The organism is Micromonospora avicenniae (assembly GCF_900156065.1).
GTDB classification, from domain to species: Bacteria; Actinomycetota; Actinomycetes; order Mycobacteriales; family Micromonosporaceae; genus Micromonospora; species Micromonospora avicenniae.
On record NZ_FTNF01000004.1, the window covers coordinates 418605 to 440516 of the forward strand.

General features: G+C 70.2%; 20 protein-coding genes. 13 read left to right on the forward strand and 7 right to left on the reverse strand.

The annotated features are described in order from the left end of the window. The first annotated feature begins 135 nt into the window (after window positions 1–135). A complete protein-coding gene (locus BXA10_RS09595; protein WP_076469875.1) occupies window positions 136–1338 on the forward strand; it encodes an NAD(P)/FAD-dependent oxidoreductase in 1203 nt (400 codons plus the stop codon). Window positions 1339–1352: 14 nt separating this feature from the next. Next, the gene (locus BXA10_RS09600; protein WP_076469878.1) at window positions 1353–2249 is read left to right on the forward strand and encodes an RNA polymerase sigma-70 factor; all 897 of its coding nucleotides are present in this window, start codon (window positions 1353–1355) and stop codon (window positions 2247–2249) included. A gap of 17 nt (window positions 2250–2266) precedes the next feature. Here the strand turns inward: BXA10_RS09600 and BXA10_RS09605 are convergent, their stop codons facing one another. Next, window positions 2267–2659, reverse strand: coding sequence for a YybH family protein (locus BXA10_RS09605; RefSeq protein ID WP_076469880.1), 393 nt, complete (start codon window positions 2657–2659; stop codon window positions 2267–2269). A 136-nt stretch (window positions 2660–2795) separates the two neighbouring features. Here BXA10_RS09605 and BXA10_RS09610 point away from each other — a divergent pair, with 136 nt between their 5' ends. Beyond that, the gene (locus tag BXA10_RS09610) at window positions 2796–3509 is read left to right on the forward strand and encodes a hypothetical protein (protein WP_076469883.1); all 714 of its coding nucleotides are present in this window, start codon (window positions 2796–2798) and stop codon (window positions 3507–3509) included. Between the two features lie 53 nt (window positions 3510–3562). On the opposite strand, the gene BXA10_RS09615 is transcribed toward BXA10_RS09610, so the two are convergent. Both BXA10_RS09615 and BXA10_RS31410 read right to left on the reverse strand, forming a co-directional pair. Continuing rightward, on the reverse strand, window positions 3563–4399 hold the full coding sequence (locus tag BXA10_RS09615; RefSeq protein ID WP_076469885.1) for an alpha/beta fold hydrolase: 837 nt from the start codon (window positions 4397–4399) through the stop codon (window positions 3563–3565). A 113-nt stretch (window positions 4400–4512) separates the two neighbouring features. Continuing rightward, a complete protein-coding gene (locus BXA10_RS31410) occupies window positions 4513–4665 on the reverse strand; it encodes a hypothetical protein (RefSeq protein ID WP_175649151.1) in 153 nt (50 codons plus the stop codon). Here BXA10_RS31410 and BXA10_RS09620 point away from each other — a divergent pair, their 5' ends adjacent. From BXA10_RS09620 to BXA10_RS09630, 3 genes are all read left to right on the forward strand, one after another. Next, a complete protein-coding gene (locus BXA10_RS09620) occupies window positions 4666–6120 on the forward strand; it encodes an alkaline phosphatase PhoX (protein ID WP_076469888.1) in 1455 nt (484 codons plus the stop codon). It begins immediately after the preceding gene. Between the two features lie 160 nt (window positions 6121–6280). Next, window positions 6281–6742: a cupin domain-containing protein gene (locus BXA10_RS09625; RefSeq protein WP_076469975.1), complete on the forward strand. Its 462-nt coding sequence runs from the start codon at window positions 6281–6283 to the stop codon at window positions 6740–6742. A gap of 57 nt (window positions 6743–6799) precedes the next feature. Continuing rightward, window positions 6800–7249: an iron chaperone gene (locus BXA10_RS09630; protein ID WP_076469890.1), complete on the forward strand. Its 450-nt coding sequence runs from the start codon at window positions 6800–6802 to the stop codon at window positions 7247–7249. A gap of 58 nt (window positions 7250–7307) precedes the next feature. On the opposite strand, the gene BXA10_RS09635 is transcribed toward BXA10_RS09630, so the two are convergent. Next, window positions 7308–9380, reverse strand: a complete 2073-nt coding sequence (locus tag BXA10_RS09635) for a glycoside hydrolase family 36 protein (RefSeq protein WP_076469892.1) — start codon at window positions 9378–9380, stop codon at window positions 7308–7310. A 515-nt stretch (window positions 9381–9895) separates the two neighbouring features. Here BXA10_RS09635 and BXA10_RS09640 point away from each other — a divergent pair. The 7 genes from BXA10_RS09640 (at window position 9896) to BXA10_RS09670 (ending at window position 18641) form a co-directional block, all read left to right on the forward strand. Continuing rightward, window positions 9896–10681 (forward strand): GntR family transcriptional regulator, encoded by a 786-nt coding sequence (locus tag BXA10_RS09640; protein ID WP_076469894.1) that lies wholly within the window; start codon window positions 9896–9898, stop codon window positions 10679–10681. 524 nt (window positions 10682–11205) lie between these two features. Beyond that, window positions 11206–12507, forward strand: coding sequence for a D-tagatose-bisphosphate aldolase, class II, non-catalytic subunit (locus tag BXA10_RS09645; protein WP_076469896.1), 1302 nt, complete (start codon window positions 11206–11208; stop codon window positions 12505–12507). After that, the gene (locus BXA10_RS09650) at window positions 12504–13751 is read left to right on the forward strand and encodes an SIS domain-containing protein (RefSeq protein WP_076469898.1); all 1248 of its coding nucleotides are present in this window, start codon (window positions 12504–12506) and stop codon (window positions 13749–13751) included. Before BXA10_RS09645 ends, BXA10_RS09650 begins: the two co-directional genes overlap by 4 nt. A gap of 5 nt (window positions 13752–13756) precedes the next feature. After that, window positions 13757–14734, forward strand: a complete 978-nt coding sequence (locus tag BXA10_RS09655; protein WP_076469900.1) for an N-acetylglucosamine kinase — start codon at window positions 13757–13759, stop codon at window positions 14732–14734. A gap of 10 nt (window positions 14735–14744) precedes the next feature. Beyond that, complete coding sequence (locus tag BXA10_RS09660) at window positions 14745–15707, forward strand: DMT family transporter (protein ID WP_217696746.1); 963 nt, start codon at window positions 14745–14747, stop codon at window positions 15705–15707. Window positions 15708–16055: 348 nt separating this feature from the next. Continuing rightward, the gene (locus BXA10_RS09665) at window positions 16056–17285 is read left to right on the forward strand and encodes an asparaginase (RefSeq protein WP_084752496.1); all 1230 of its coding nucleotides are present in this window, start codon (window positions 16056–16058) and stop codon (window positions 17283–17285) included. A gap of 120 nt (window positions 17286–17405) precedes the next feature. Beyond that, on the forward strand, window positions 17406–18641 hold the full coding sequence (locus tag BXA10_RS09670; protein WP_076469904.1) for a low temperature requirement protein A: 1236 nt from the start codon (window positions 17406–17408) through the stop codon (window positions 18639–18641). A gap of 31 nt (window positions 18642–18672) precedes the next feature. Here the strand turns inward: BXA10_RS09670 and BXA10_RS09675 are convergent, their stop codons facing one another. From BXA10_RS09675 to BXA10_RS09685, 3 genes are all read right to left on the reverse strand, one after another. Then, on the reverse strand, window positions 18673–19617 hold the full coding sequence (locus tag BXA10_RS09675) for an SDR family NAD(P)-dependent oxidoreductase (protein ID WP_245828190.1): 945 nt from the start codon (window positions 19615–19617) through the stop codon (window positions 18673–18675). Window positions 19618–19762: 145 nt separating this feature from the next. Next, window positions 19763–20470 (reverse strand): alpha/beta fold hydrolase, encoded by a 708-nt coding sequence (locus BXA10_RS09680; protein WP_076469908.1) that lies wholly within the window; start codon window positions 20468–20470, stop codon window positions 19763–19765. A gap of 33 nt (window positions 20471–20503) precedes the next feature. Next, the gene (locus BXA10_RS09685) at window positions 20504–21880 is read right to left on the reverse strand and encodes an FAD-dependent oxidoreductase (RefSeq protein WP_076469910.1); all 1377 of its coding nucleotides are present in this window, start codon (window positions 21878–21880) and stop codon (window positions 20504–20506) included. Between the last annotated feature and the right edge of the window lie 32 nt (window positions 21881–21912).

The window sequence follows — 21912 nt, forward strand, 5'->3', positions numbered from 1 at the left end:
GCCCGTCGTCGGCCGATCCGCGGATCGTCCTGCCCGTCTGCTCACGGGTCGGCTCGGCGAGTGATCTGGCTCACCCGTGTCACAGACCGCCGTACGCGCGGTGTCTTAAGGCCACACCTTCACGGAGGAGAGGCCATGGTTGAGAACACCAATGTCGTAGTGGTCGGCGGCGGGTACGCCGGCGTGATGGCGGCCAACCGCCTGACCCGGCGCCACGGCGTGGCGGTGACCCTGATCAACCCCCGCCCGGCCTTTGTCGAGCGGATCCGCCTGCACCAACTCGTGGGCGGGTCGGACGACGCGGTCATGGACTACCAGGAGATCCTTGCCGGCGGCGTCGGGCTGGTGGTCGACACCGTGACCCGGATCGACGCGACCGGGCGTCGCGTCACCCTGGCGAGCGGCGGCACCCTCGACTACGACTACCTGATCTACGCCGTGGGCAGCGGCAGCGCCGACCCGGGCGTGCCCGGCGCGGCGGAGCACGCCTACCCGATCGCCACCCTGGAGGAGGCGCGGCGACTGCGGCCGGTCGTCGACGCCGCGCCGGCATCAACCGCGGTGACGGTGGTGGGAGCCGGGCCGACCGGCCTTGAAACCGCTTCCGAACTGGCGGAGCTGGGCCGGAAGGTGACCATCGTATGCGGAGAGGTGCTCGGGCCGTACCTGCATCCGCGTGCCCGGCGCTCGGTGGCCGGGCGGCTCACCAAGCTCGGTGTGACCGTGATCGAGGGCCCAGGTGCCAGAGTTGCCGGCGTGACAGCTGATGCCGTCCAACTCGGCGACGGCCGCGAGTTGTCCAGCGGCCTGACCATCTGGACCGCCGGGTTCGGCGTGCCGGACCTGGCCGCCCGCAGCGGGCTGAGCACGGATGCGTTGGGCCGCCTGCTCACCGACGAGACGCTCACGAGCGTGGACGACGCGCGCGTCGTCGCGGCCGGAGACTCGGCGGCACCATCGAACCTGCCGGTGCGGATGAGCTGCCAGTCCGCGGTGCAGCTGGGCCCGCAGGCCGCCGAGACGGTGCTGAGCCGGCTCGCCGGCGAACCGCCCGCCGCCTTCGACGTCGGCTTCTTCGGCGAGTGCATAAGCCTGGGACGTCGCGCCGGGATCATCCAGTACGCCAGGAGGGACGACACCGCGACCGGGCTGTTCTTCCACGGCGGCCGGCCCATCGCGATGATGAAGGAGGCCGTGTGCAGGAGCACCGTCTGGCAGTTGAGGCAGGAGGCGCGTAGACCCGGGTCGCGCAATCTCTGGTTCAAGGACCGGCAGCGCCAGGAGTTGCGGCGCGCCGAGGCCGGCGAGGCGCCGACGGTCACCAGCCGGCCGGCCTGAAGAGAGGTGCCGAGATGAGCCACCACGCGGGTGACCCGGCGACGCAAGCCTTCGTAGCCCACCGAAACCTGCTCTTCACCGTCGCCTACGAGATCCTCGGATCGGCGGCCGACACAGAGGACGTACTGCAGGAGACCTGGCTGCGGTGGGTGAAGGTCGATCTGGGTCAGGTACGCGACCCACGTGCCTACCTGATCCGGATCACCACCCGCCAGTCGCTCAACCGCCTGCGCAGCATGCGGCGGCGCAAGGAGGCGTACGTCGGTCCCTGGCTGCCCGAGCCGCTGCTCACCGCGCCGGACACGGCCGAGAATGTCGAGCTGGCCGAGAGCGTGTCGATGGCCATGATGCTCGTCCTCGAGACGCTCTCGCCGACCGAGCGCGCCGTCTTCGTGCTGCGCGAGGCGTTCGAGGTCAGCTACGACGAGATCGCGGCGGCCGTCGGCAAGAGCCCGGCGGCCGTACGCCAGATCGCGCATCGCGCCCGGCAGCACGTCGATGCCCGCCGCCCCCGCACGGTGGTCTCCCCGGGCGAAATGCGGGCGGCGCTGGAAGCCTTCCAGCGCGCGGTCGAGACCAGCGACCTGCGGGACCTGCTCGACGTGCTCGCGCCCGAGGTGGTCGTGGTCAGCGACGGTGGCGGCGTCAGACAGGCCGCGCTGCGGCCGATCGTCGGCGCGGAGAAGGCGATCCGGATGTTCCTCGGCAGCATGCGGAAGGTCGGCGGCACGCTCACCACCGAACCGACCGTGATCAACGGCAGCCCGGCGCTGCTGTTCCGCGTCGACGGGGAGATCGACGGCGTCGCCGCGCTACGGATCGAGGACGCTCTGGTCACCGGTATCTACTACGTCCGTAACCCGGAGAAGCTGTCCCGCCTCGAGTCCGAAACCCCGCTCACCCTGCAATGAGCGCCGCAACGAACGGCTCACGGTCGGTCGGGAGGGTTCGCCGGCTGTTGTCCCGGCCAGAACGGCCACTCCTCGAACGACCGGCAACGTCCGTCCTCAGCGAACCGCATGATCCACAGATCCCGGTACTCCTGGTCGACCGGGTCGCCGTAGCGGACCTCGAGGCGTGCCACCGCGGTGTCGCCCTCGACCGCGACGATCTCGCTGGCCAGCTGGAACACCTCGTCGGGACCTTTGCGCTGCTCTTCCCACATCCGGGCGATGGCCGGCAGGCCGACGACGGGCGTCCAGTACGGCCCCTGCCGGTAGGTCGCATCCGCGGTGAAGAGCGTGACCAGCGGGTCCGTGCCCGGCGTCCGCCACGCCCGTTCATAGGCGGCGATCCAACCGTCGACACGCTTCCTGTCCACGGATCCACCCTGCCATCCGCCGGGCGGCAGGTGGCCGGAATGCGAGATGCGCGTCAGGCGATGCCGCGGGACACAAGGGAGGTGGGACGAACTAGCATTGCCGCGGTCCGGCATGGTTCTGCTGAAACGAGGCGAAATGCGTTGGCTCCGGCGGTTGCTGGGCGGCGGGCGGGTCCAACTCGATCCGGAGCGGCAGCAGGCGCTGCTACGCGACATCCAGTACCGGTACGGAGCCCGCGCGCAGGTCCGGTTTCCCGAGCAGGTCGAGGCAGTCACCGGAATGCTCGACGGTGACGACGGGTTGGTGGTGGCCGCCCGGATCGTCAGCCAGGTCGCCGACGAAGCCCACGCGGACCTGCAGGCCCAGGCCCACGAGATCCACCGACGGACGGGCCGCCGGCTCCTGGTGCACCGCCGGAACTACCGGCCGCTGTGGAAGGAGGCCGGTCAGGCACTGCGGTGGCCACTGTTCACGCTGCCGTCCGGCTTCCACCCGTACGCGCAGGTCGCGGCCGCCGTCACCGTGCTCGGCGGCCGGGCGTCCCGGCTCGACCGGCTCGCCGACCCGAATCCGCTCGTCACCCGCGTGTTCGAGGTGCTCGACCTGACCACCGCCGGCTGGGAGTACGGCCGGGTGCGGGTGGACACCGACGCGGCCACCCTGGTCGATCGGTTGATCACGAGCGCCGGCCAGGTTCTCGCGGCGATGGACGACCCACCCCGGCTGCCACCTCCGGTTCGTGAGCTGATGCGCCGCAACAACACCCTCGACGTGCACGATCCGACCAGCTCTCAGCCGATAGGCCGGTTCAACCTGGGCGCGAGGTTGCGGGAGCGTCTGCTCGTCTGAGGAACCGGGACGACGCAGCGGCTCCGGCTGCGACGACTGCGGCCAGATCGACCCTAGACACGGGTGTTCGCCCGCAGGAAGGTGAGCAGCAAGGACGTCACCTCGTCGGGGTACTGGACGTGCGGGTAGTGACCCGCGCCCTCGATCATCTCCAGCCGGCCCAGCCCGGCCGGCAGCGCGGCCACGATCGCCTCACCCTCGGCCCGCGGGTCGGCCCAGTCCGGGTCGAGCGAGCCTTCGACGATCAGCACCGGGCAGCGTACGTTCCCCAGTTGCGCTCCGGCGTCGGCGGGCGTCGACTGGCCCATCTTCTGCATCGCCTTCATCCGGCCGGGCTCGCGCATCATGGCGTCGATCCGGGCCGTCCGGGCGGTCCAGTCGACCGGCTTCTTGCCGGGGTAGGCGATGTCGAGGTAGCTGCGCCAGAGCGACGCGCTGCCCAGCAGGCCGGTGCCGAGCAGCCGGAGCATGCCGTTGCGGTAGCGGCCGACCCGCAGGTCACCCAGCTTGATCGACTGCTTGCGGGTGAACGGACCCAGTTCGACGATGCCGGTGATCAGGTCGGGTGCCTGGGCGGCCGCGATGGTGGCGGCTCCGCCGGAGATCGAGTGGCCGACCAGCACGGCCGGGCCACCGAGGTGCCGGATCACCGCGAGCAGGTCGCCGGCGATGTCGGTGCGACTGTACGAGGGCCACTGCGCGCTCGACTCGCCGCAACCGCGCAGGTCGACCGCGGCCACCCGGTAGCCGGCGTCCACCAGGCGTGGCGTGACGAACCGGTACGCCTCGCGGCTGTCACCCATGCCGTGGGCGAGCACGACGAGCGGTCCGGAGGCGCCGGTCACCTCGTACGCGAGGGTGCCGGAGTCGACGGTCAGGTACTCGGTCATGGAAAGCCTCCAGAGGGCTGGCTAACTCGGTTAGCTAAAAGCTAATACGATTAGCCAGCCCTGTCAAAGTGAATCCGGTCGGGTCAGCCGCCCCCGGATCGATGATCGGAGCGTCACGGGCCGTACGGCGCCGCCTGAGCGATGCGTCCGTGGCCCTGATTCTTCACTCCGATGTCACCGACCGATCTCATGAGTGACGCGTCGGTGTACATGCGCGCGAGTTGGCTGGAACTCGTCGCACTTGTCTCGACCAGGAGCTGATCCACGTGCCTTCCTCCCGTCGTAGTTTCCTCGCCGGCGGCGCCGCCGCCGGTGTAGGCATCGCCGTCGCCGGCGCCTTCCCCTCCCTCGCCCAGGCCCACCCGGGCGGGACCCGCCCGCCGGTCGGATCCGGCCGGGTGCCCTTCCCGCCGCTCGTGGACGACCCCGAGGGCATCCTGGCCCTGCCGGAGGGCTTCAGCTACACGATCGTGACCCGGACCGGTGTCACCCGCCTCGACCGCGGCCAGGGCCTGACCCCGTCCTCGCACGACGGCATGGCCGTCTACGACGGCGGCCACGGCCGCTACACCCTGATCCAGAACCACGAGATCGACCCGGGCGCCGAGTTCGGCGTACCGCACGTCAAGGGCACGGTCTACGACGCGGGCGCCGTCGACGCCGGTGGCTGCACCGTGATCAGGACCGACCGTGCGGGCCGGAACCTCGGTGAGTTCGTCGCCCTCTCCGGCACCGTCGCCAACTGCGCCGGCGGACCGACCCCCTGGGGCACCTGGCTCACCTGCGAGGAGACCGAGGACCGGGCCGGCGACAAGTGGGCGGAGGGCGGCCGGTCCGGCGTCTTCCAGAAGGACCACGGCTACGTCTTCGAGGTCCGGGCCGACGGTGGCGCGGACCCGCGGCCGATCAAGTGCCTGGGCCGCTACTCCCACGAGGCCCTGGCGGTCGACAAGGACCGCACCAGGATCTACCTCTCCGAGGACGCCGACGGACCCAACGGCCTCTTCTACCGCTGGACCGCGCCGCACGGCGTCAAGCTCGGTCCCGGTGTGCTCACCGGCCTCGCTCCGAACGCCGGCGTCCTCGCCGCGATGCAGATCATCATGGACGACGGATCGGTGCTGCCCGACGTCGCCTACCTGACCTCCGCCCAGCTGGGCCGCCCGTTCCCCGTGCGGTGGATCGAGGTGCCCGACCGCGACGCGCGGACCACGCCGGTACGCGAGCAGTTCACCGACGGCCAGGTCACTCGCGGCCGCAAGTTCGAGGGTGTGTGGGGCACCGACGAGGGCGTCTACGTGGTCAACTCCTACGCCTGGGACGAGGGTGACCTCCCGGCCGACGCCGCCCCGCACGACGGCATGGTCTGGTTCTACGACTACCGGGCCCAGACCATCCAGCTGGTGACGTACTTCCCGCACCAGACCCAGTCCGAGGAGGGTACGCCGGTCAAGTACAACGACCTCACCTTCGACGGCCCGGACAACGTGACCGTCACCCCGTGGGGAAGCCTCGTACTCGCCGAGGACGGCACGGGCGCCTCCCACGTGCTCAGCGCGACCCCGGGCGGCCCCACGTACGCGATCGCCCGTAACCAGCTCAACGACTCGGAGTTCTGCGGGCCGGCCTTCAGCGCCGACGGCAAGGTGCTCTTCGTCAACATGCAGGACCCCGGCCTCACCCTGGCCATCACCGGCCCGTGGGAGAAGTACCTGGGCTGACCGAGCCGCACCGGCCGGTGGGGGTCGGGCCGTCCGCCTGACCCCCACCGCCGAGCACCGCCAGTCGGCCCGGGGCCACGAACAGGTTGGTCCCGTAGGGCCGTCACAAACAGGGCGACCGTCCGGTCTCTGTTCATGAACAGCCCGGATGGAGGAATACATGAGCGCCGAGCACGCACACCTGCCCCCAGGCGTCGAGGTGATCGCGACCCTGCCGGAGGCGCCGGCCCGGATCCCGGCCGGCGCCGAGGCCAGAACCATCCGGGTCACCCTGCCGCCCGGCGATCCCGGCGCGCCGCCGCACCGGCACCCCGGGCCACTCTTCGGCTACGTCACGCAGGGCGAGATCCTCTTCGAGCTGGAAGGGCAGCCGCCCCGGGTACTCAAGGCCGGTGACGCCCTCTTCGAGCCCGGCGGCGACGTGATCCACTACCAGGGCGGCAACAATCTTCCGGACGCGCAGTCCCAGCTGGTGGTGACCATGTTCGCGCCGCCCGGCAGCCCGGTACTCACCGTGGTCAGCGCGGAGGAACTGGCCGAACGACGACACCTACGGGTCCCCCAGCCAGGACGGCCCGATCCGGTCAGGAATCGAGAAGCACCGGGGAGCCGTCGGGCCTAGCCTTCCTATTCAGACGGCCGGCATGTCGCCGAGCCCGAGGACCGAAAGGCAGCGCGAATGCCCGCGACGACTTCCACGACCGACTCCGGATTCAGCGCCGACGAGCGTGCCGCCATGAAGGAACGTGCCGCCGAGCTGCGCGCCCAGGGCAAGAAGGGCGCCAAGAAGGCCGACGAGCTGCAAGCCGCTCTCGACAGCATCGCGAAGATGGCGCCGGAGGATCGTGCGCTCGCCGAGCGGGTGCACTCGACGGTGACCACGGCCGCTCCGCAGCTGTCGCCGAAGACCTGGTACGGGATGCCCGCCTACGCGAACGCGGACGGCAAGATCATCGTTGCCTTCAAGAACTCGGGGAAGTTCAACACCCGCTACTCGACGCTCGAGTTCCAGGACGCGGCCAAGCTCGACGACGGGGACCTGTGGCCGGTGTCGTACGCGCTCCAGAGCTGGAGCCCGGCGGTCGAGAAGAAGATCGCGGAGTTGGTGGCGGCCGCCGTCGCCCCGTGACGAGCAACGGCGGACGGCGTGGAGATCGCCTGCGGCGATCTCCACGCCGACGGATAGCTCAGCCGATGGGTTCGGCGACGACCAGCTGGAACTTCTCGAAGGTCAGCTTGATCGTGTTGTGCTTGGCGTCGACCGTACCGAGGGAGACGCCGTTGAACGGGTCGGTCAGGCGGTAGCGGCCCCGGCCCAGACCACGCAACTCCACCGCGCCATTCCACTGGTCGGCGTAGAAGGCGTAGTGCAGGGTCTTCTCCTTGGCCACGACGTGCGCCTCGGGCTTGTCGAAACCGATGTCGTACAGCTCGCCCCGGTACTCACCGGTGGGCAGCATGTTCTCGCTGTACAGGCTCACCCACTTGCGCCAGAGCGCCTCCTTCTCCGGGGTGAGCACGTTCTCGTCGTCCGGGCCCGCCGGGTAGGTGAACTTGGTCGACAGGACGGCGCCGACGCCGTAGCTGGACGCGAAGTCGTTGCCGTTGTCGCTCAGCTCGACGTGGTCGCCGGCGTAGCTGGCACCCTGTCCCATCAGCGCCTTCATCGTCTTGCCCTTCGTCCGGACCTGGTAGGACGAGGTCGGGTCCGAGCCCGGGTACTGGTCGATGTAGGGCAGGTTGTGGAAGGCGAAGGCGGTGCCGCAGGGACAGAGTTCGATGACCGCGTCGCGGTTCTCCTCGTGCGCGGCCTCGTGGACGGCGCGCCAGAACTGCGCGAGGCCCTCGGTCGACTCCTCGGGGCGGGCGTGCCCGTGCGCCGGGTTGTAACAGGGCGTGACCCCGTTGAGGTGCTGGCCGTCGATCTTGAGCCCCTCGTAACCCCAGTCACCGATGAACTTCTTCACCTGAGCGACGAAGTAGTCCACGGTGGGCTGGTACGCCGGACAGAGGGTGTAGGCGTCCCACCAGGTCACCTCCTGCTTGTTGCCGTCGCGGTCGAGCAGCAGCATGTCGGGGCGGGACTTGAACAGGTTGCTCTCGGGGTCGGCCGCGAGGGGGGCCCACCACAGACGCGGCCGCAGGCCGGCGTCCCGGATCTGCTTGGTGAAGGCGCGCATGTCCGCTTCGCCCCGGGGGAACTTCTGCGGGTTGAGGTCCCAGTCGCCCTCGTTGGTCTGCCAGCCGTCGTCGAGCACCGCCCACTTGAGGCCGACCTCACGCACCTTGGGAAGCGTTCCGATGACCTGCTCGACGGTGAAGTCCCGCTCGTAACCCCAGGCGCACCAGATGGGCTCGAGGGCCGGCTTCGGCGTCTTGGGGGCGCGCAGGCCGAGGTCGCTCATGTAGTCGCGGTAACGCTGGAGCGGCACGAAGTAGTCACCCGAGTGGGCGGTCAGGAACGTGGTCTCGGTGGTCAGCCGCTGGCCCGGCTTCAGGGTACGGACGGTGTCGCCCTCGACGGCGATGCTCGCCCCGACGGCCGTTTTGCGAACCGGCAGCCGCAGGATCTTCGCCACGGGTTCGACGTGCCCGACGGAGATGCCCCCGCCCGAACGCCAGACGGACGCCATAGGCGTGCCGCCTCCGTAGTCGGAGGAGTCCATCCCCAGCGAGTTCTTCTGCTCGAACCCGTCCGTCACCGGCTGCACCCAGTCGCGGCGGTCCTCGTGGGTGGTGCCGGAGAAGGTGTAGAAGCCGCCCGGCTTCGCCAGGATCTCGTGGGCGCCGCTGCGCCACCCGGTGACCTTCAGCGCGGCCCCGGACCTGTTGGTGTAGGTCACCCGCATCACGATCATGCCGGTCAGGCGCTGGAAGGAGGTCAGCTCCACCGTCTTCCGTACGCCGCTGCGGGAGTCGCCCTGGATGGTCACCTGGACGCCCGCGCCGTGTCGGTGATGGCTGGTCTTACGGGTCTCGTGTCCGCGGTAGGTGAAGTCGTCGATCGTCGTGTCGCCCAGCAGCAAGACTTCGCTGGCGTCGAAGCGCGTGACGTCGACGTCCTTCAGGGCCACCCGGCTGTGCAGCTTGTCGTCGAACTCGACGGTGATGGAGGTGTCGCCGACGCCGACGACGTTCGGACCACGGTTCGGCGTGGCTGCTGCGGGGGTGGCGCCCACACCCGTCACGGCAGGGAGGGCGGTCAGGCCGGCACCCCCCAGTGCCACCTTCAACATGGTCCGCCGCTTCATGTTGCTCATGTCAGACTCCCTTCGGGCTCGTCACGCAGCTCTACGACCGGGTCGCGCCGGTCGCTTTCGCTGTGGAACATCAAGATCGGGTGCACCTCGAACGTGCCGATCCGTACTGCCGGGTCGAGGACAGGGCCACGCAGGGCCGACGGCTGCCGATGCGGCCGGCCGCGAGTGCTGGTCGACCTGGTTCGACATCGCTTCCATCAAGAGCGAGACGGGATCGGCCAAGGACTGCGACGAGCCCGCCTCGTTCACCACCGAAGTCACGAAGCAGACCAGAGGGATACCAAATGCGGGTCCGCGCCACCGGTGGCGACGAGGCCGAGCAGAAGCTCACGCATATGGCGTTCCCCATTCAGCGTCGGATGGTCTGCCCGACGAACGTAAGTGGTATATTCTTGGCTTGTCAATGGCCGGTTCCCGGTAGTTTTTGGTTCGTTCACTGCGGCTCGGAGCGGGGCGGCGCACCGGACCTGGGTGTCCGGCTCAAGAGATCGATCGCACTGGTATGGTTGGCTGGTATGACTGTTGCGAGGACGCGGATGCCCCGTGGCCTGTTCGCCGACGACGCGCTTCCCCTCTACGAGCGAACCGCCAAGCAGCTGCTCGACGACCTGCGCGCCACCGCCGCCCACCCAGGTGACCGGCTACCCTCCGAGCGAGCGCTGGCGGCTCGATACGCCGTCTCCCGCGTGACACTGCGAGCCGCCCTCGCTGATCTGGAGTCGCGCGGCATCGTGCGTCCGTCGTCGACACGCGGATGGTTCGTCGCCGATCTCGACCAACTCCCCGGTCCGGCGGCCGCCACCGAGGCAACCCCCCAAGTGCAGGGCCTCGCCGACTTCGCCCGCGTCAACGGCCTCACGCCGAGCAGCCGGGTCCTCTCCGCCACGGTTCGCCCGGCGACGGTGTCCGAGGCCGAAGACCTCCGCATCGCACCCGGCGCCGACCTCTTCGAACTCCACCGGCTCCGCTTCCTCGACGGCCTGCTGGTCGTACTCGAGCACAATCGGCTCCCGCTGACGGCCTGCCCGGCCCTGGCCGAGACCGACTTCAACACCGCCTCGCTCTACGCCACCCTCCGCGCGGCGGACCCGCCGCAGACGCCGCGCGTCGCCGACTACTCGTGCGAAGCCCGGCACCCGACGCCTCGAGAGATGGAGCTCTTCGAGATCGGCGACACCATGCCGATGCTCGTGGCGACCACGCTGACCTTCAATCAGGCGGGCCGCCCGATCGAGCTGACCGTCCAGGTCTACCGCGGCGACCGCTACCGCTTCCGGGCCTCCATCACCAATCCCGCCTGATCGACCTCGTCCTCGGCACCGCTCAGGGTCGGGGCACACGACTTCCTTGACATCGGGGTGTCCAGGTCGACGGATGCCCCGACCTGTTGTCGAGTTGATCTCGCGCCGTCGGCGCCTCAGCCGCCGGCGGGGCGCGATGGATCGCCCGGGCGGCGGGCATGCCCCGCGTCGGTGCTGCCGCCACTCTCGTCGAGGCCCGGTAGGGGCCGGCGGCGACTCGCTCTTCTCCGCACCACAACCAGCCCGTTGAGGTAGCCGCGACCACGCCCAGCCCGTTGAGGTCGCGCGCATGGGCGCCTCGAACCCCTCCGGCGTCGGCGTCGTGGCCGCCACCGCCCCCGGGCCGGACCGGCCGCGCCGGTGCCGAGGATCTGGACCTCCACTGTCGAGCGGGGCCACCGCCTGGCCGCTGACCGACCCTGAAGCAGACCAAATTACATACCAATTAGACAGTAGCCTGGCCAAGGGGAATACCAGTAGGGTCCATTACCAGCTTCGCAACGGCGAGGAGGAGGAACCGCCCCGTGAGTAACCCGCTCGACACCGTCATCGCCCTACACAAACGGGGAAGATCGGTCGGCATCACATCGATCTGCTCCGCCCATCCCCTGGTCCTGCAGGCCGCGATGGTCCAGGCCCGGGAAGACGGCGACCTGGTGTTGATCGAGGCGACCTCGAACCAGGTCGACCAGGACGGTGGCTACACCGGTATGCGACCGGCGGACTTCCGCGACCTGGTGCACGAGGCCGCCGACCGGGCCGGTCTCCCCCGCGAGCGGGTAGTGCTCGGCGGCGACCACCTGGGGCCGAACCGGTGGCGCTCGCTGCCGGCGGAGGAGGCCATGGCGCGCGTCGATGTGCTCGTGGCGGCGTACGTCGAGGCCGGCTTCACCAAGATCCACCTTGACTGCAGCTACCCCTGCGCGGACGACCGGACCCCGTTGACCGACGAGGTGATGGCCGCCCGCGCCGCCCGCATGCTCGCCGTCGCCGAGCGGACCGCCGCCGCGATGGGGCGGGCCGGGGAGCTCCGGTACGTCATCGGCACCGAGGTCCCGGTCCCCGGCGGCGCCGAGGAGACGATCGAGCAGCTGCGGCCCACCACCGCCGACTCGGCCCGCCGCACTCTGGACCAGCACCGCAGGGCCTTCGCCGAACGGGGCCTCGACCACGTGTGGCCGCAGGTGATGGCCCTGGTCGTCCAGCCCGGCGTCGAGTTCGACCACCTCCGGGTCGTCGACTACGACCGGGAGCGCAGCAAGGAACTCCAGCAGGTCCTGGACGACGAGCCGACGATGGTCTTCGAGGCCCACTCCACCGACTACCAGACCGTCCCGCGACTCGTCGCTCTGGTCGAGGATCACTGGGCCGTGCTCAAGGTCGGGCCCGGTCTGACCTTCGCGTTGCGGGAGGCCCTCTTCGCGCTGGCCGCGATCGAGACCGAACTCGTTCCCGAGCCCGACCGCTCGCGCCTGCCCGAGGTGGTCGAGCAGCGGATGCTCGCCGAGCCCGGGCACTGGGCGAAGTACTACACCGGTGCCGACGCCGAGCAGCGCCTGGCCCGGCGGTACAGCTACAGCGACCGGATGCGCTACTACTGGCCGGACCCGCAGATCCAGGCCGCCGAGCGGCGGCTGCTCGAGAACCTGGCCGAGCGGGACATCCCGCTGCCGCTGCTCAGCCAGTACCTGCCCGACCAGTACCAGCGGGTCCGCGCCGGCGTCCTCGACAACCATCCGGTCGAGCTCGTCCTCGACCGCGTCCGCGACGTCCTGCGCGGCTACCGCCGCGCGGCCGTCCCGTCCGAACGGGGGCGGGCCGCATGAGCACTCTCCTCGGCCACGACGTCGACCAGCTGCGCCGGCGCGGCGCCCTCGACACCAGCCGCGAGATCGCCCAGCAGCCGGCTGTGTGGCGTCAGATCGGACGGTCGGCGGTGGAGTCGGAAGCGTCGAACGCAGCGTTCCTGAAGCCGCTGCTCGAACGGCCCGACCTGCGCATCGTCCTCACCGGAGCGGGCACCTCCGCGTACGTCGGCGAGGTGCTGGCGCCGTCGCTGCGGCGATCGCTGGGCCGGCGGGTGGACGCCGTCGCCACCACCGACATCGTGGCCGACCCGCTGGCCTGTTTCGCCGAGAACGTCCCGACACTGCTGGTGTCGTTCGCCCGCTCCGGTGACAGCCCGGAGAGCGTCACCGCCACCGAGCTCGCCAGCCAGGTGCTGACCGAGTGCTGGCACCTGGTGGTGACCTGCAACGCACACGGTCGGCTCGCCGCGCGGCACGCGGAAACGCCGACCGGGCAGGTGCTGCTGCTGCCCGAAGCGGCCAACGACCGGGGCTTCGCGATGACCTCCAGCTTCACGGGCATGGTGCTCGCCGGGCTGCTGGCCCTCGGCGGCCCCGACGAGGAGCTGGTGGAGCGGCTCGCCGCCGCCGCCGAGCGGATCCTGGACAGCCGGCCGGCCGCGGCGGCCGACCTCGCCGCCCGCAACTACTCCCGGATCGTCTACCTCGGCAGCGGCACCCTGCACGGACTGGCTCGGGAGTCCGCCCTGAAGGTCCTGGAGCTGACCGCCGGCCGGGTGGTGGCCCTGGCCGAGTCCGCGCTCGCCTTCCGGCACGGGCCGAAATCCGTGCTGAACGACGAGACCCTGGTGGTCAGCTACGAGTCCAACGACCCGTACACCAGCCGGTACGACCGCGACATGGTGGCCGAGCTGCGGCGGGTCGTCCCGGAGCGGAACCTGGTCACCGTCGGCTGCCGACCCGGGCAGCCGGCCCGGAAGAACGCCTGGACGCTGCCCGGTCTCGAGGACGTGGACGACGCCGCGCTGGTGCTGCCCGCCGTGATCTGCGCTCAGCTGATCGGCCTGCACTTCTCCCTGGCGCTCGGGCTCACCCCCGACAACCCCTTCCCCGGCGGTGAGGTCAACCGGGTCGTCCAGGGCGCCATCATGCACTCCCTGCCCGCGAGCCCGTGGCAGGACCGGCAACAGGTCCCGCCCCGGACCATCCCCGCCCGGACGGGCGACAGAACTGACGTCAGCAGTGGCGCCAGACGGAGGTGAGACGAATGTTCCTCGGCGTCGACGGCGGCGGCACCAAGACCGCCTTCTGCCTACTGCGGGCCGACGGCGTGGTCGCAGCGCAGACCACCACCGCGAGCAGCTACTACTTCAGCGAAGGCATCGACCTGGTGACCCGGGTCCTCAAGGAGGGCGTCGGCACCGTCTGCGCGGGAGCCGGCATCACCCCGGCAGAGATCGACTTCGCCTTCTTCGGGCTTCCGACCTACGGCGAGGTCAGCGATGACGTCGCCGCCCTCGACGCGGCGCCCCGGGAGGTCCTCGGGCACGACCGGTACCGGGTCGACAACGACATGCTCTGTGGCTGGTCCGGCTCGCTCGGCGCCGCCGACGGCATCAACGTGATCAGCGGCACCGGATCGATGACCTACGGCGAACGCGCCGGCCACGGTCTCCGCGTCGGCGGGTGGAGTGAACTCTTCGGCGACGAGGGCTCCGCGTACTGGATCGCCATCCGCGGCTTGCAGGCGTTCTCCCGGATGAGCGACGGTCGGCAGCCCCCCGGCCCGCTGCTGGATGTTCTCCGTGACCACCTGGGGCTCGCCGCGGATCTGGATCTGATCGACGTCGTGCTGAACCGGTGGCACGGCGACCGTGGCGAGATCGCGGCGCTGAGCCCCCTGGTCACCCGCGCCGCCGACCAGGGCGACGAGGCGGCCGGCGCGATCCTCGCAGAGGCCGGCCGGGAACTCGCCCTGCTGGTGGAGACCACCCGCAGCCGACTCGGCTACCCCGTCGAAGAGCGGGTGCTGGTCTCCTACTCCGGCGGCACCTTCAACGCGCCGCAGGTGCGCGAGGCGTTCCGAGCGCACCTGCACACGCTGCACGGTGGGTACGACCTTCGTCAGCCCGTCTACTCGCCGGTCATCGGCGCGGCGCTCTACGCCGCGAAGCAGGCCGGCAGCCCGCTGAACACCGACGCGCTCGAGCATCTCCGGACCACCCCCACCCCCACCGTCCCCTGAGGAGGCGCAGATGCCAACATCCATGTCCCGCATCAGTCGCAGTTGGATCCCGTACGCCGGGCTGCTCGTGCTCTTCTGGGGTGTGTGGGGAGCCTTCTCCTCCGTCCCGACCAGCGACTACGGCTACCCCGATGGCATGGTCTACGTCGTCTGGTCCCTCACCATGATCATCCCGGCCGTCGCCGCGCTGCGCGGCAACCGGCTGGACCGCCGCCCGATCGCGGCCGTGTACGGCCTGCTGGTCGGCCTGACCGGCGCCGGCGGCCAGCTGCTGCTGTTCAAGGCGCTCACCATCGGCCCGGCCTACCTGATCTTCCCGCTGATCGCGCTCTCCCCCGCGATCACCGTGCTGATGGCCACGGCGCTGCTGCGTGAACGCATCCCGCGGCTCGCCGTGCTCGGCGTGATCGCCGCGCTGATCGCGGTCGTGCTGTTCAGCGTCAGCGACGGCGACGGCTCCGCCACCGGTGGACTGTGGCTGCTCCTCGCCATCCTGATCTGCGTCGCCTGGGGCGTGCAGGCCTACTTCATGCGGAAGGCGGCCACCGTCGGCGTCAACGACGCCACCACCTTCACCTGGATGACGATCAGTGGCCTGCTGCTGGTGCCGGTCGCCATCTGGATGGCCGGCGGCCTGGCGCTGGACGCGCCCTGGCAGGCGCCGACCCTCGCGGCGGTCACCCAGTTGCTCAACGCTGTTGGCGCGCTGTTCCTGGTGATGGCGTTCAGCCGGGGCAAGGCCTCGATCGTGGCCCCCACGACCAATGCCCTGGCGCCCGTACTGACCGTCATCCTCTCGCTGGCCGTCTACCAGAAGGTGCCGTCGGTCTACGCCACGATCGGCATCGTGCTCGCCATCGTCGGGTCAACCCTGATGGTCTACGCCGACGAGAAGCGCGGCGAGGCTGCGGCGAACGCGGCCAGCCCGCGAACCCTCGACCGGGGCAGTGCACCTGACCTCACCGTACGGTAGCGGCCGGACCCACCTCGGCGGCCGCCGGTCCGGGCTCGGACCGGCGGCCGAAGCGTAGGCCCGTAACGCTCTCCCCCGGCTACGCCGCACGCCTGCCGGCACCCCTTCTCCGCGCAGACCTGCGCGAGACGCACCAGAGCCCGGATTTTCCAGCTCGACAAACGGGCATAGGCCTCCGAACCGACCTCTCCAGGCGCGGGGGGTAGCGATAGACGGGCATGAACCTGTAGTACCGACGAAAGCGCGCACCGGAGAATGCGCTTCCCAGCTTTCGCGGAGGTCAACTTGCCCAGCCTGCAAGGTCGTCCGACCATCTCTCCCCGCCGTCTCGGCGCCATCCTGACACCGATGATCACCGCGGTGGTCGCTGCCGCCGTCGTCCTGGCCGTGACGGCGGAACCTCGCCCGCCGGCGGACGCTCCACGCGAACACGCGCTCGGGGTGACCGGTCCGGAGGGCATTCGGAGCGTGGCCTACACCCAGGCCGTCGCCGCCGTGAAGACCAGGAAGCCCAAGGTCACCGTGATCGGGACCGGCGGCACGATCTCGGGCGTCGCCACGTCGCGGAGCAGCTTCACCAACTACCAGTCCGGGCGGATCGCGATCAGGGACATGGTCGCCCAACTGCAGCCCGAGATCGGCGAGGTCGCCGACGTGACAACGGTGCAGTTCGGCAACAAGGGCTCGGGCGGCTACAGCATGGCCGAGTTCCACGCGCTCACCCTCGCCGTGGAGTCTGCACTGGACAGCTCGGACGGTGTCGTGGTCACCAGCGGTACGGACACCATGGAGGAGTTCGCGTACTGGCTCGACCTGACCGTGCAGAGCCGGAAGCCGGTCGTACTCACCGGGGCCATGCGTCCGTGGGCCGCGGTGACCCCGGACGGCCCGCAGGTCATCGGGGCCGACGGCCCGGCGAACCTCTACAACTCGATCGTCCTGGCGGCCAGCCAGTCCACCTACTGCTACGGCACGGTGCTCATGCTCGGCGACGAGTTCCATGCCGCCCGGGACGTCACCAAGACGAGCACCTACCGGATGGACACGTTCCAGACCCGCGAACTCGGCGTGCTCGGCTGGATCGACGGGCCGAACATCAAGGTCGGTCGGGCGCCGTCGCGAGTGGACGACTGTGACAACAAGAACCGCTGGATGACGCCGTTCGACATGTCCCAGATCGAGCCGACCGCGCTGCCCCGCGTCGAGGTGGTCTACGGCTACCAGCAGGCCGGCGGCGAGGCGATCACCGCCTTCGCGGCGGCGGGGGCCAAGGGCATCGTCACGGCGGGCACCGGATCCGGTGGTCTCTCCTCCGCGCAGAGCAGCGCCCGGACGGCCGCCGCCCGGTCGGGTGTGGTCTTCGTGACCGCCTCGCGCACCGGCTCCGGCTCCACCTACGGCGGGAACAGCAGTCTTCCCATCATCGCCGGGGACGACCTGCTGCCGCAGAAGGCCCGGCTGCTGCTCCTGCTCAGTCTCGCGTTCTCCCCGACCGACACCGGCAAGGTCCGGGAATGGATGACCACCCTCGGCAGCCCCGAGTGGGACACCGCACCGAAGGGCAGGAACGGCAACTGATCACCTCCGGTGGCCGGGCCACGCCGCCTGCCCGGCCACCGGAGATGGGCGGGGGCACGGCCGACGCAACCCCGTCGTCGCCGGTTCGTTGGCCCCATCGGGCGGACGGGGGGCCGGACGATGGTGGCGGGACGCGGTACCGACCTGCTGCGCCCTGCGACGAGTTCGGGACGCGCCACCTTCCTGGAACTCTTCTTCGACCTGGCCTTCGTCGCCGCCCTCACCCGGGTATCGCAACGGTTCGCCGACGTCGGCGACGACACCGGCTGGACGCTCGTCACCGGGCTCGGCCGCACCCTGCTGCTGTTCCTGGCGCTCTGGCTGATCTGGTCGCACACCATCTGGATCACCAGTCGCTACGAACCGGAGCGGCCGGTCATTCAGGCGGTCGTGGTCGGCACCATGTTCGCCGCCCTGGTGTTGGCGGTGACGCTGCCGCACGCGATGGAGGAGCGCGCGCTGCCGTTCGCGGTCGCGTACCTGATGGTGATGGTGGTGCGGCCGCTGGTGGTCGCAGCCGCGCTGCATGGCCATCCACGACAGCGGGTGCCGTTTCGACTCGCCGCATGGTCGGCGGCTTCCGCGCCGCTCTGGCTGGTCGGCGCGTTGGGCCCGGACCGGCTTCGCCCGCCGCTATGGGCCGCCGCGCTTGCCGTGGACTACCTCGCCTGGGCTCTGGGCTGGCCGTTGCCCCGGCTGGGGAGCGCGGGGGTCGGTCGTTGGCGGATCGCTGGGGAGCACCTGGCCGAACGCCACCAGCAGATGTTCCTCATCGCGCTCGGTGAGTCGATTCTGGTCATCGGCGCAGTCTTCGGTGGCGTGGACTACTCGGCGGGGCGCATCGCCGCCTTCACGGTCGCGTTCACCACCAGTGCGTTGCTGTGGCGGATCTACTTCCACCGCGCCGGCCGGCTGCTGAACGAGGCACTGGGCCGGACGGGCATGCCCGGCCGGTTGGGTACGGCGTCGGAACGGACCCACGGGTTGCTCGTGCTCAGCGTGCTCGTCACGGCGGTCGGCTACCACCTGGTGATCGATGATCCGTTCGGGCCGCCCCGGCCGACCTGGCTCTGGTTCGTGGTGGGCGGCCCGGCGCTCTTCCTCATCGCGCGGGTGCGGCTGGACTACGAGATCCTGGGCCGGGTCTCCTGGTCGCGGATGATCGGGTTGGTGGTGCTGCTGCTGGTCACGACGGGGTTGGCCCGCTGGGCGCCGATGGTCGGACTGAGCGTGGTGGCCGGGGTGCTGGCCCTCGTCGCACTGCTCGACGCGCTGCGCGGTCGACGGCGGCCGCTGGAGGATTCCGTCCCCCAGATCGGGCCGGAGTCGTCCGGCGATACGAGGGCCGAAGAGTGATCGTCCTGAAGCGCGGCCGGCCTCGGGTAGGTCAACCCCTGCGTGCTTGGGCGACGCCCAGCCACTCGCCGAGTCGACGGCGGAGCCGGATGAGGCGATATCCGCCGTGCACCGCCCCGGTCGGTGGTGGATCGAACAGCGATCCCACTCCGGGTGGGTCGGTGACCGGCCTGGTCAGGAATGTCGCGCTCCACCGGGCGACCAGCGTCTCGGTGGCATGCGGTGCCACCCGGTGGGCGAGCAGCGCCAGGTGGGAGAGCAGCCCGGTGGTCATCTGCCTGCGCGGGCGGCGGGCGCCCGCGAGGATCACGGCCGCGAGACGCTCAGGCGCGTACGCGGGCGGGATGGCTCGCAGTTGGCGACCCGAGTGGTTGGCGGCCCGCTGGAAGAACGGCGTGTCGACCGGCCCGGGCAGGACGAGACATACCCGTATCCGGGGATGGCGGGCGACCTCCTGCTGAAGGTTCAGGGCCAGCCCTCTGATGGCGAACTTGCTCATGGAGTAGAGCGGCACCAGGGGGTTCGGGAACAGCGACAGCAACGACCCGAGGAGCACGAGGGTCCCGTCGCCCTGTGCTCGGAACGTAGCCAGGGCGGTGCGGGCGCACAGCGTGGTGCCGAAGATGTTGGTGTCGATCAGTCGGCGAATCTCGTCCACTGATTCGGAGCCCAGCGGTCCGGCGATGCCGACGGCTGCCGCTTCGACCCAGACGTCTATCTGCCCGAATCGTTGCACCGCCTGCCGGGCCAGCCGCTCGACGGCCGCCGGGTCCGCGATGTCGGTCGGCACGATCAGGACCTGTCCGCCTCGTGCTCGGCAATCGTGTTCCACCTCTGCGAGGGCTTCCCGGCTGCGTGCGGCGAGTACCAGTCGCGCTCCTTCGGCAGCGAACGCCAACGCGGTCGCGCGGCCGATCCCACTCGACGCTCCCGTGATCAGCACCACCGCGTCACGGAACGTTCGACGCCTGACCATCACACCTCCCGGGACGCAGCAGAGCGAGATCACCCATCTACCCCCGGAGGTGACGATCACTCCCCGGCCGTCTCACACCGCGTGCTGGAGGCGAGTCGACACGACGCCACCGCCCCGCCGGCCCGGCTACCGGATCGGCCGAAGGTCAGGTCCTCCCGGGGGCGGTCGCCGCGAGGAAGCCGTCGATGGCGGCGAACGTCGCTTCGGGTGCCTCGCGCATGGGCAGGTGCCCTGCGCCCGGAATGAGGACGAAACGTGCGCCGGGGCTGGCGTCGGCGTAGCGGCGGCCGAATTCGGCGCTGACGACAGGATCGTCCTCGCCCCAGACGAGGAGTCTGGGGATCCTGATGAGCCGGGCCCGGTCGAGCAGGGTGGGGTCTTCCAGGGTGTTCCGGCTGTAGGCGCGGAGCGCAGCGATGTTCTCCGGTGGCGCGTTGCTGGGGAAGGCAGGGCGGTGTCCGGGAATCTGCGGGCCGATGGCGTCGATGAGCACGAGCCGGCCGACGCGATCGTCCCGGTCGCGCACCGCCATTTCGGCGGCCACCCAGCCGCCGAACGAGACGCCGACCACGGTCGCCTGGCGCAGCCCGCGCTGCTCGAGCAGATCGAGGTAGGCGGCGGCCAGGTCGGCGACGCTGGTCATGCCGCCGGGGCGGATGGTGCCGTCCCAGCCGGGGTGGGTCGGTGCGAGCACGTGCCGTCCGACGGCGAAGTGGGCGAGCAGTGAGTCGATGCTGTCGGGGCCGGCGGCTCCGTGCAGGAGCAGCACAGGTTCACCGTCTCCGGCCTCACGCACGGTGAGCGCGAGGCCGGACCCGAGCTGGAACACCCCAGTGGTGGGGATACCGGTCATGATTTGATCTCTCCAAGCTGTGGCTGCGGTCGGTCAGCGCACCACGTTGGCCAGTACCTCGTTGAATGCCTCGGTCGAGCTGGGGTGGGTCCAGATCGCGTCCCGCAGGCTGCTGGCGGTCACCCCGCTGCGCATCGCCAGCGCCACGGTGTTCACCAGTTCCTGCGCGTCCACGCTGAGCAGCGCGGCTCCGAGGATGGCGTCGGTCTCGGCGTCGATCACGAACTTCATCAGCCCGCGGACGTCGTCCAGGATGCGGGCGCGGGGCATCGCCGCGATGGCCGCGATCGGCTTGGCGGCGACACGTACAGGGCGCCCGGTGGCGCGCGCCTCGGTCTCGGTCATGCCGACGCGGGCCAGCGGTGGTGTCATGAAGAGGGTGTACGGCACAGCTACCCGGTCGGCCGTGGAGCGCTTCCCCTCGCCCGCCATCTGGTCGGCGACGATCCGGTAGTCGTCGAGGGAGATATAGGTGAACTGAGGCCCGCCGTTGACGTCGCCCACCGCGAAGATGTGCGGTCGGCTCGTGCGGAGATACTGATCCACCTCGACCGCGCCGGTGTCGGTGGTCCGCACACCCGCGGCATCGAGTCGCAGTTCCGCCGTACGTGGTGCCCGCCCGGCTGCGGCCAGCACCGCGTCGACCTCGAGAGACCCTGCCGTGCCGTTCGCCTCGTAGTGGACGACCGCCGTGTCACCGGAGTCGGTGACCCGGGTGACGTCGGCTCCGGTGACGAAGGTGACGCCCTGGTCCCGCAGGATCTTCTCGGCGGCCTCGGCGACGTCCTCGTCCTCGCGACGCAGGACACGGCTGGCGCGTTCCAGGACGGTGGCCTCGGCGCCGTAGTGGCTCAGCATCGCGGCGAACTCGATCCCCTGATAGCCGCCGCCGACGACGGCCACCCGGCGCGGCAGGTCGGACGATCCGATCAGCTCGGTACCGGTGATCAGATGCGCGCTGTCGCGCAGGCCGGGAATGTCCGGAACCACCGGCTGGGCGCCGGTGTTGATGACGATGGTGTCCGCGGTGATCTCCAACCGGTCGTCACCCGCGGTGACCTCGACCCGCTTCTCGTCGATGAAGGCGGCGGTGCCGGTCACGACCGTCACGGAGTCGAGGGAGTCCAGCATGTCGAAGTTCTTCTTGCGCAGCAACGAGGTCAGCGAACCCGTCCACGCCACCGAGTCGGCGAACCACGACCTGGGATCCGCCTCCGGCGGCCGGACGGAGGCGCGATGGATGAGCGCCTTGGTGGGCACGCAGCCGATGTTGATGCACGTTCCCCCGTACATCAGATCGGACTGCTCCACCATGATCACCTTCCGGCCCTGCCGTCCCATGGCCGCGGCGAGCGTCTTTCCGCCCTTGCCGAAGCCGATCACCAGCAGATCCGTGTGCAAAGCAGTCATGCGATCAAGCGTTCACCGGACCTGGCGAGCCG

Coding starts and splice junctions, on each gene's coding strand:
- BXA10_RS09665 (WP_084752496.1), top strand. CDS start 16,056: ATGATCACCGCGGTGGTCGCTGCCGCCGTCGTCCTGGCCGTGACGGCG.
- BXA10_RS09610 (WP_076469883.1), top strand. CDS start 2,796: ATGCGTTGGCTCCGGCGGTTGCTGGGCGGCGGGCGGGTCCAACTCGAT.
- BXA10_RS09675 (WP_245828190.1), bottom strand. CDS start 19,617: ATGGTCAGGCGTCGAACGTTCCGTGACGCGGTGGTGCTGATCACGGGA.
- BXA10_RS09600 (WP_076469878.1), top strand. CDS start 1,353: ATGAGCCACCACGCGGGTGACCCGGCGACGCAAGCCTTCGTAGCCCAC.
- BXA10_RS09660 (WP_217696746.1), top strand. CDS start 14,745: ATGCCAACATCCATGTCCCGCATCAGTCGCAGTTGGATCCCGTACGCC.
- BXA10_RS09635 (WP_076469892.1), bottom strand. CDS start 9,380: ATGAGCAACATGAAGCGGCGGACCATGTTGAAGGTGGCACTGGGGGGT.
- BXA10_RS09655 (WP_076469900.1), top strand. CDS start 13,757: ATGTTCCTCGGCGTCGACGGCGGCGGCACCAAGACCGCCTTCTGCCTA.
- BXA10_RS09650 (WP_076469898.1), top strand. CDS start 12,504: ATGAGCACTCTCCTCGGCCACGACGTCGACCAGCTGCGCCGGCGCGGC.
- BXA10_RS09595 (WP_076469875.1), top strand. CDS start 136: ATGGTTGAGAACACCAATGTCGTAGTGGTCGGCGGCGGGTACGCCGGC.
- BXA10_RS09625 (WP_076469975.1), top strand. CDS start 6,281: ATGAGCGCCGAGCACGCACACCTGCCCCCAGGCGTCGAGGTGATCGCG.
- BXA10_RS09685 (WP_076469910.1), bottom strand. CDS start 21,880: ATGACTGCTTTGCACACGGATCTGCTGGTGATCGGCTTCGGCAAGGGC.
- BXA10_RS09680 (WP_076469908.1), bottom strand. CDS start 20,470: ATGACCGGTATCCCCACCACTGGGGTGTTCCAGCTCGGGTCCGGCCTC.
- BXA10_RS09670 (WP_076469904.1), top strand. CDS start 17,406: ATGGTGGCGGGACGCGGTACCGACCTGCTGCGCCCTGCGACGAGTTCG.
- BXA10_RS09630 (WP_076469890.1), top strand. CDS start 6,800: ATGCCCGCGACGACTTCCACGACCGACTCCGGATTCAGCGCCGACGAG.
- BXA10_RS09640 (WP_076469894.1), top strand. CDS start 9,896: ATGACTGTTGCGAGGACGCGGATGCCCCGTGGCCTGTTCGCCGACGAC.
- BXA10_RS09615 (WP_076469885.1), bottom strand. CDS start 4,399: ATGACCGAGTACCTGACCGTCGACTCCGGCACCCTCGCGTACGAGGTG.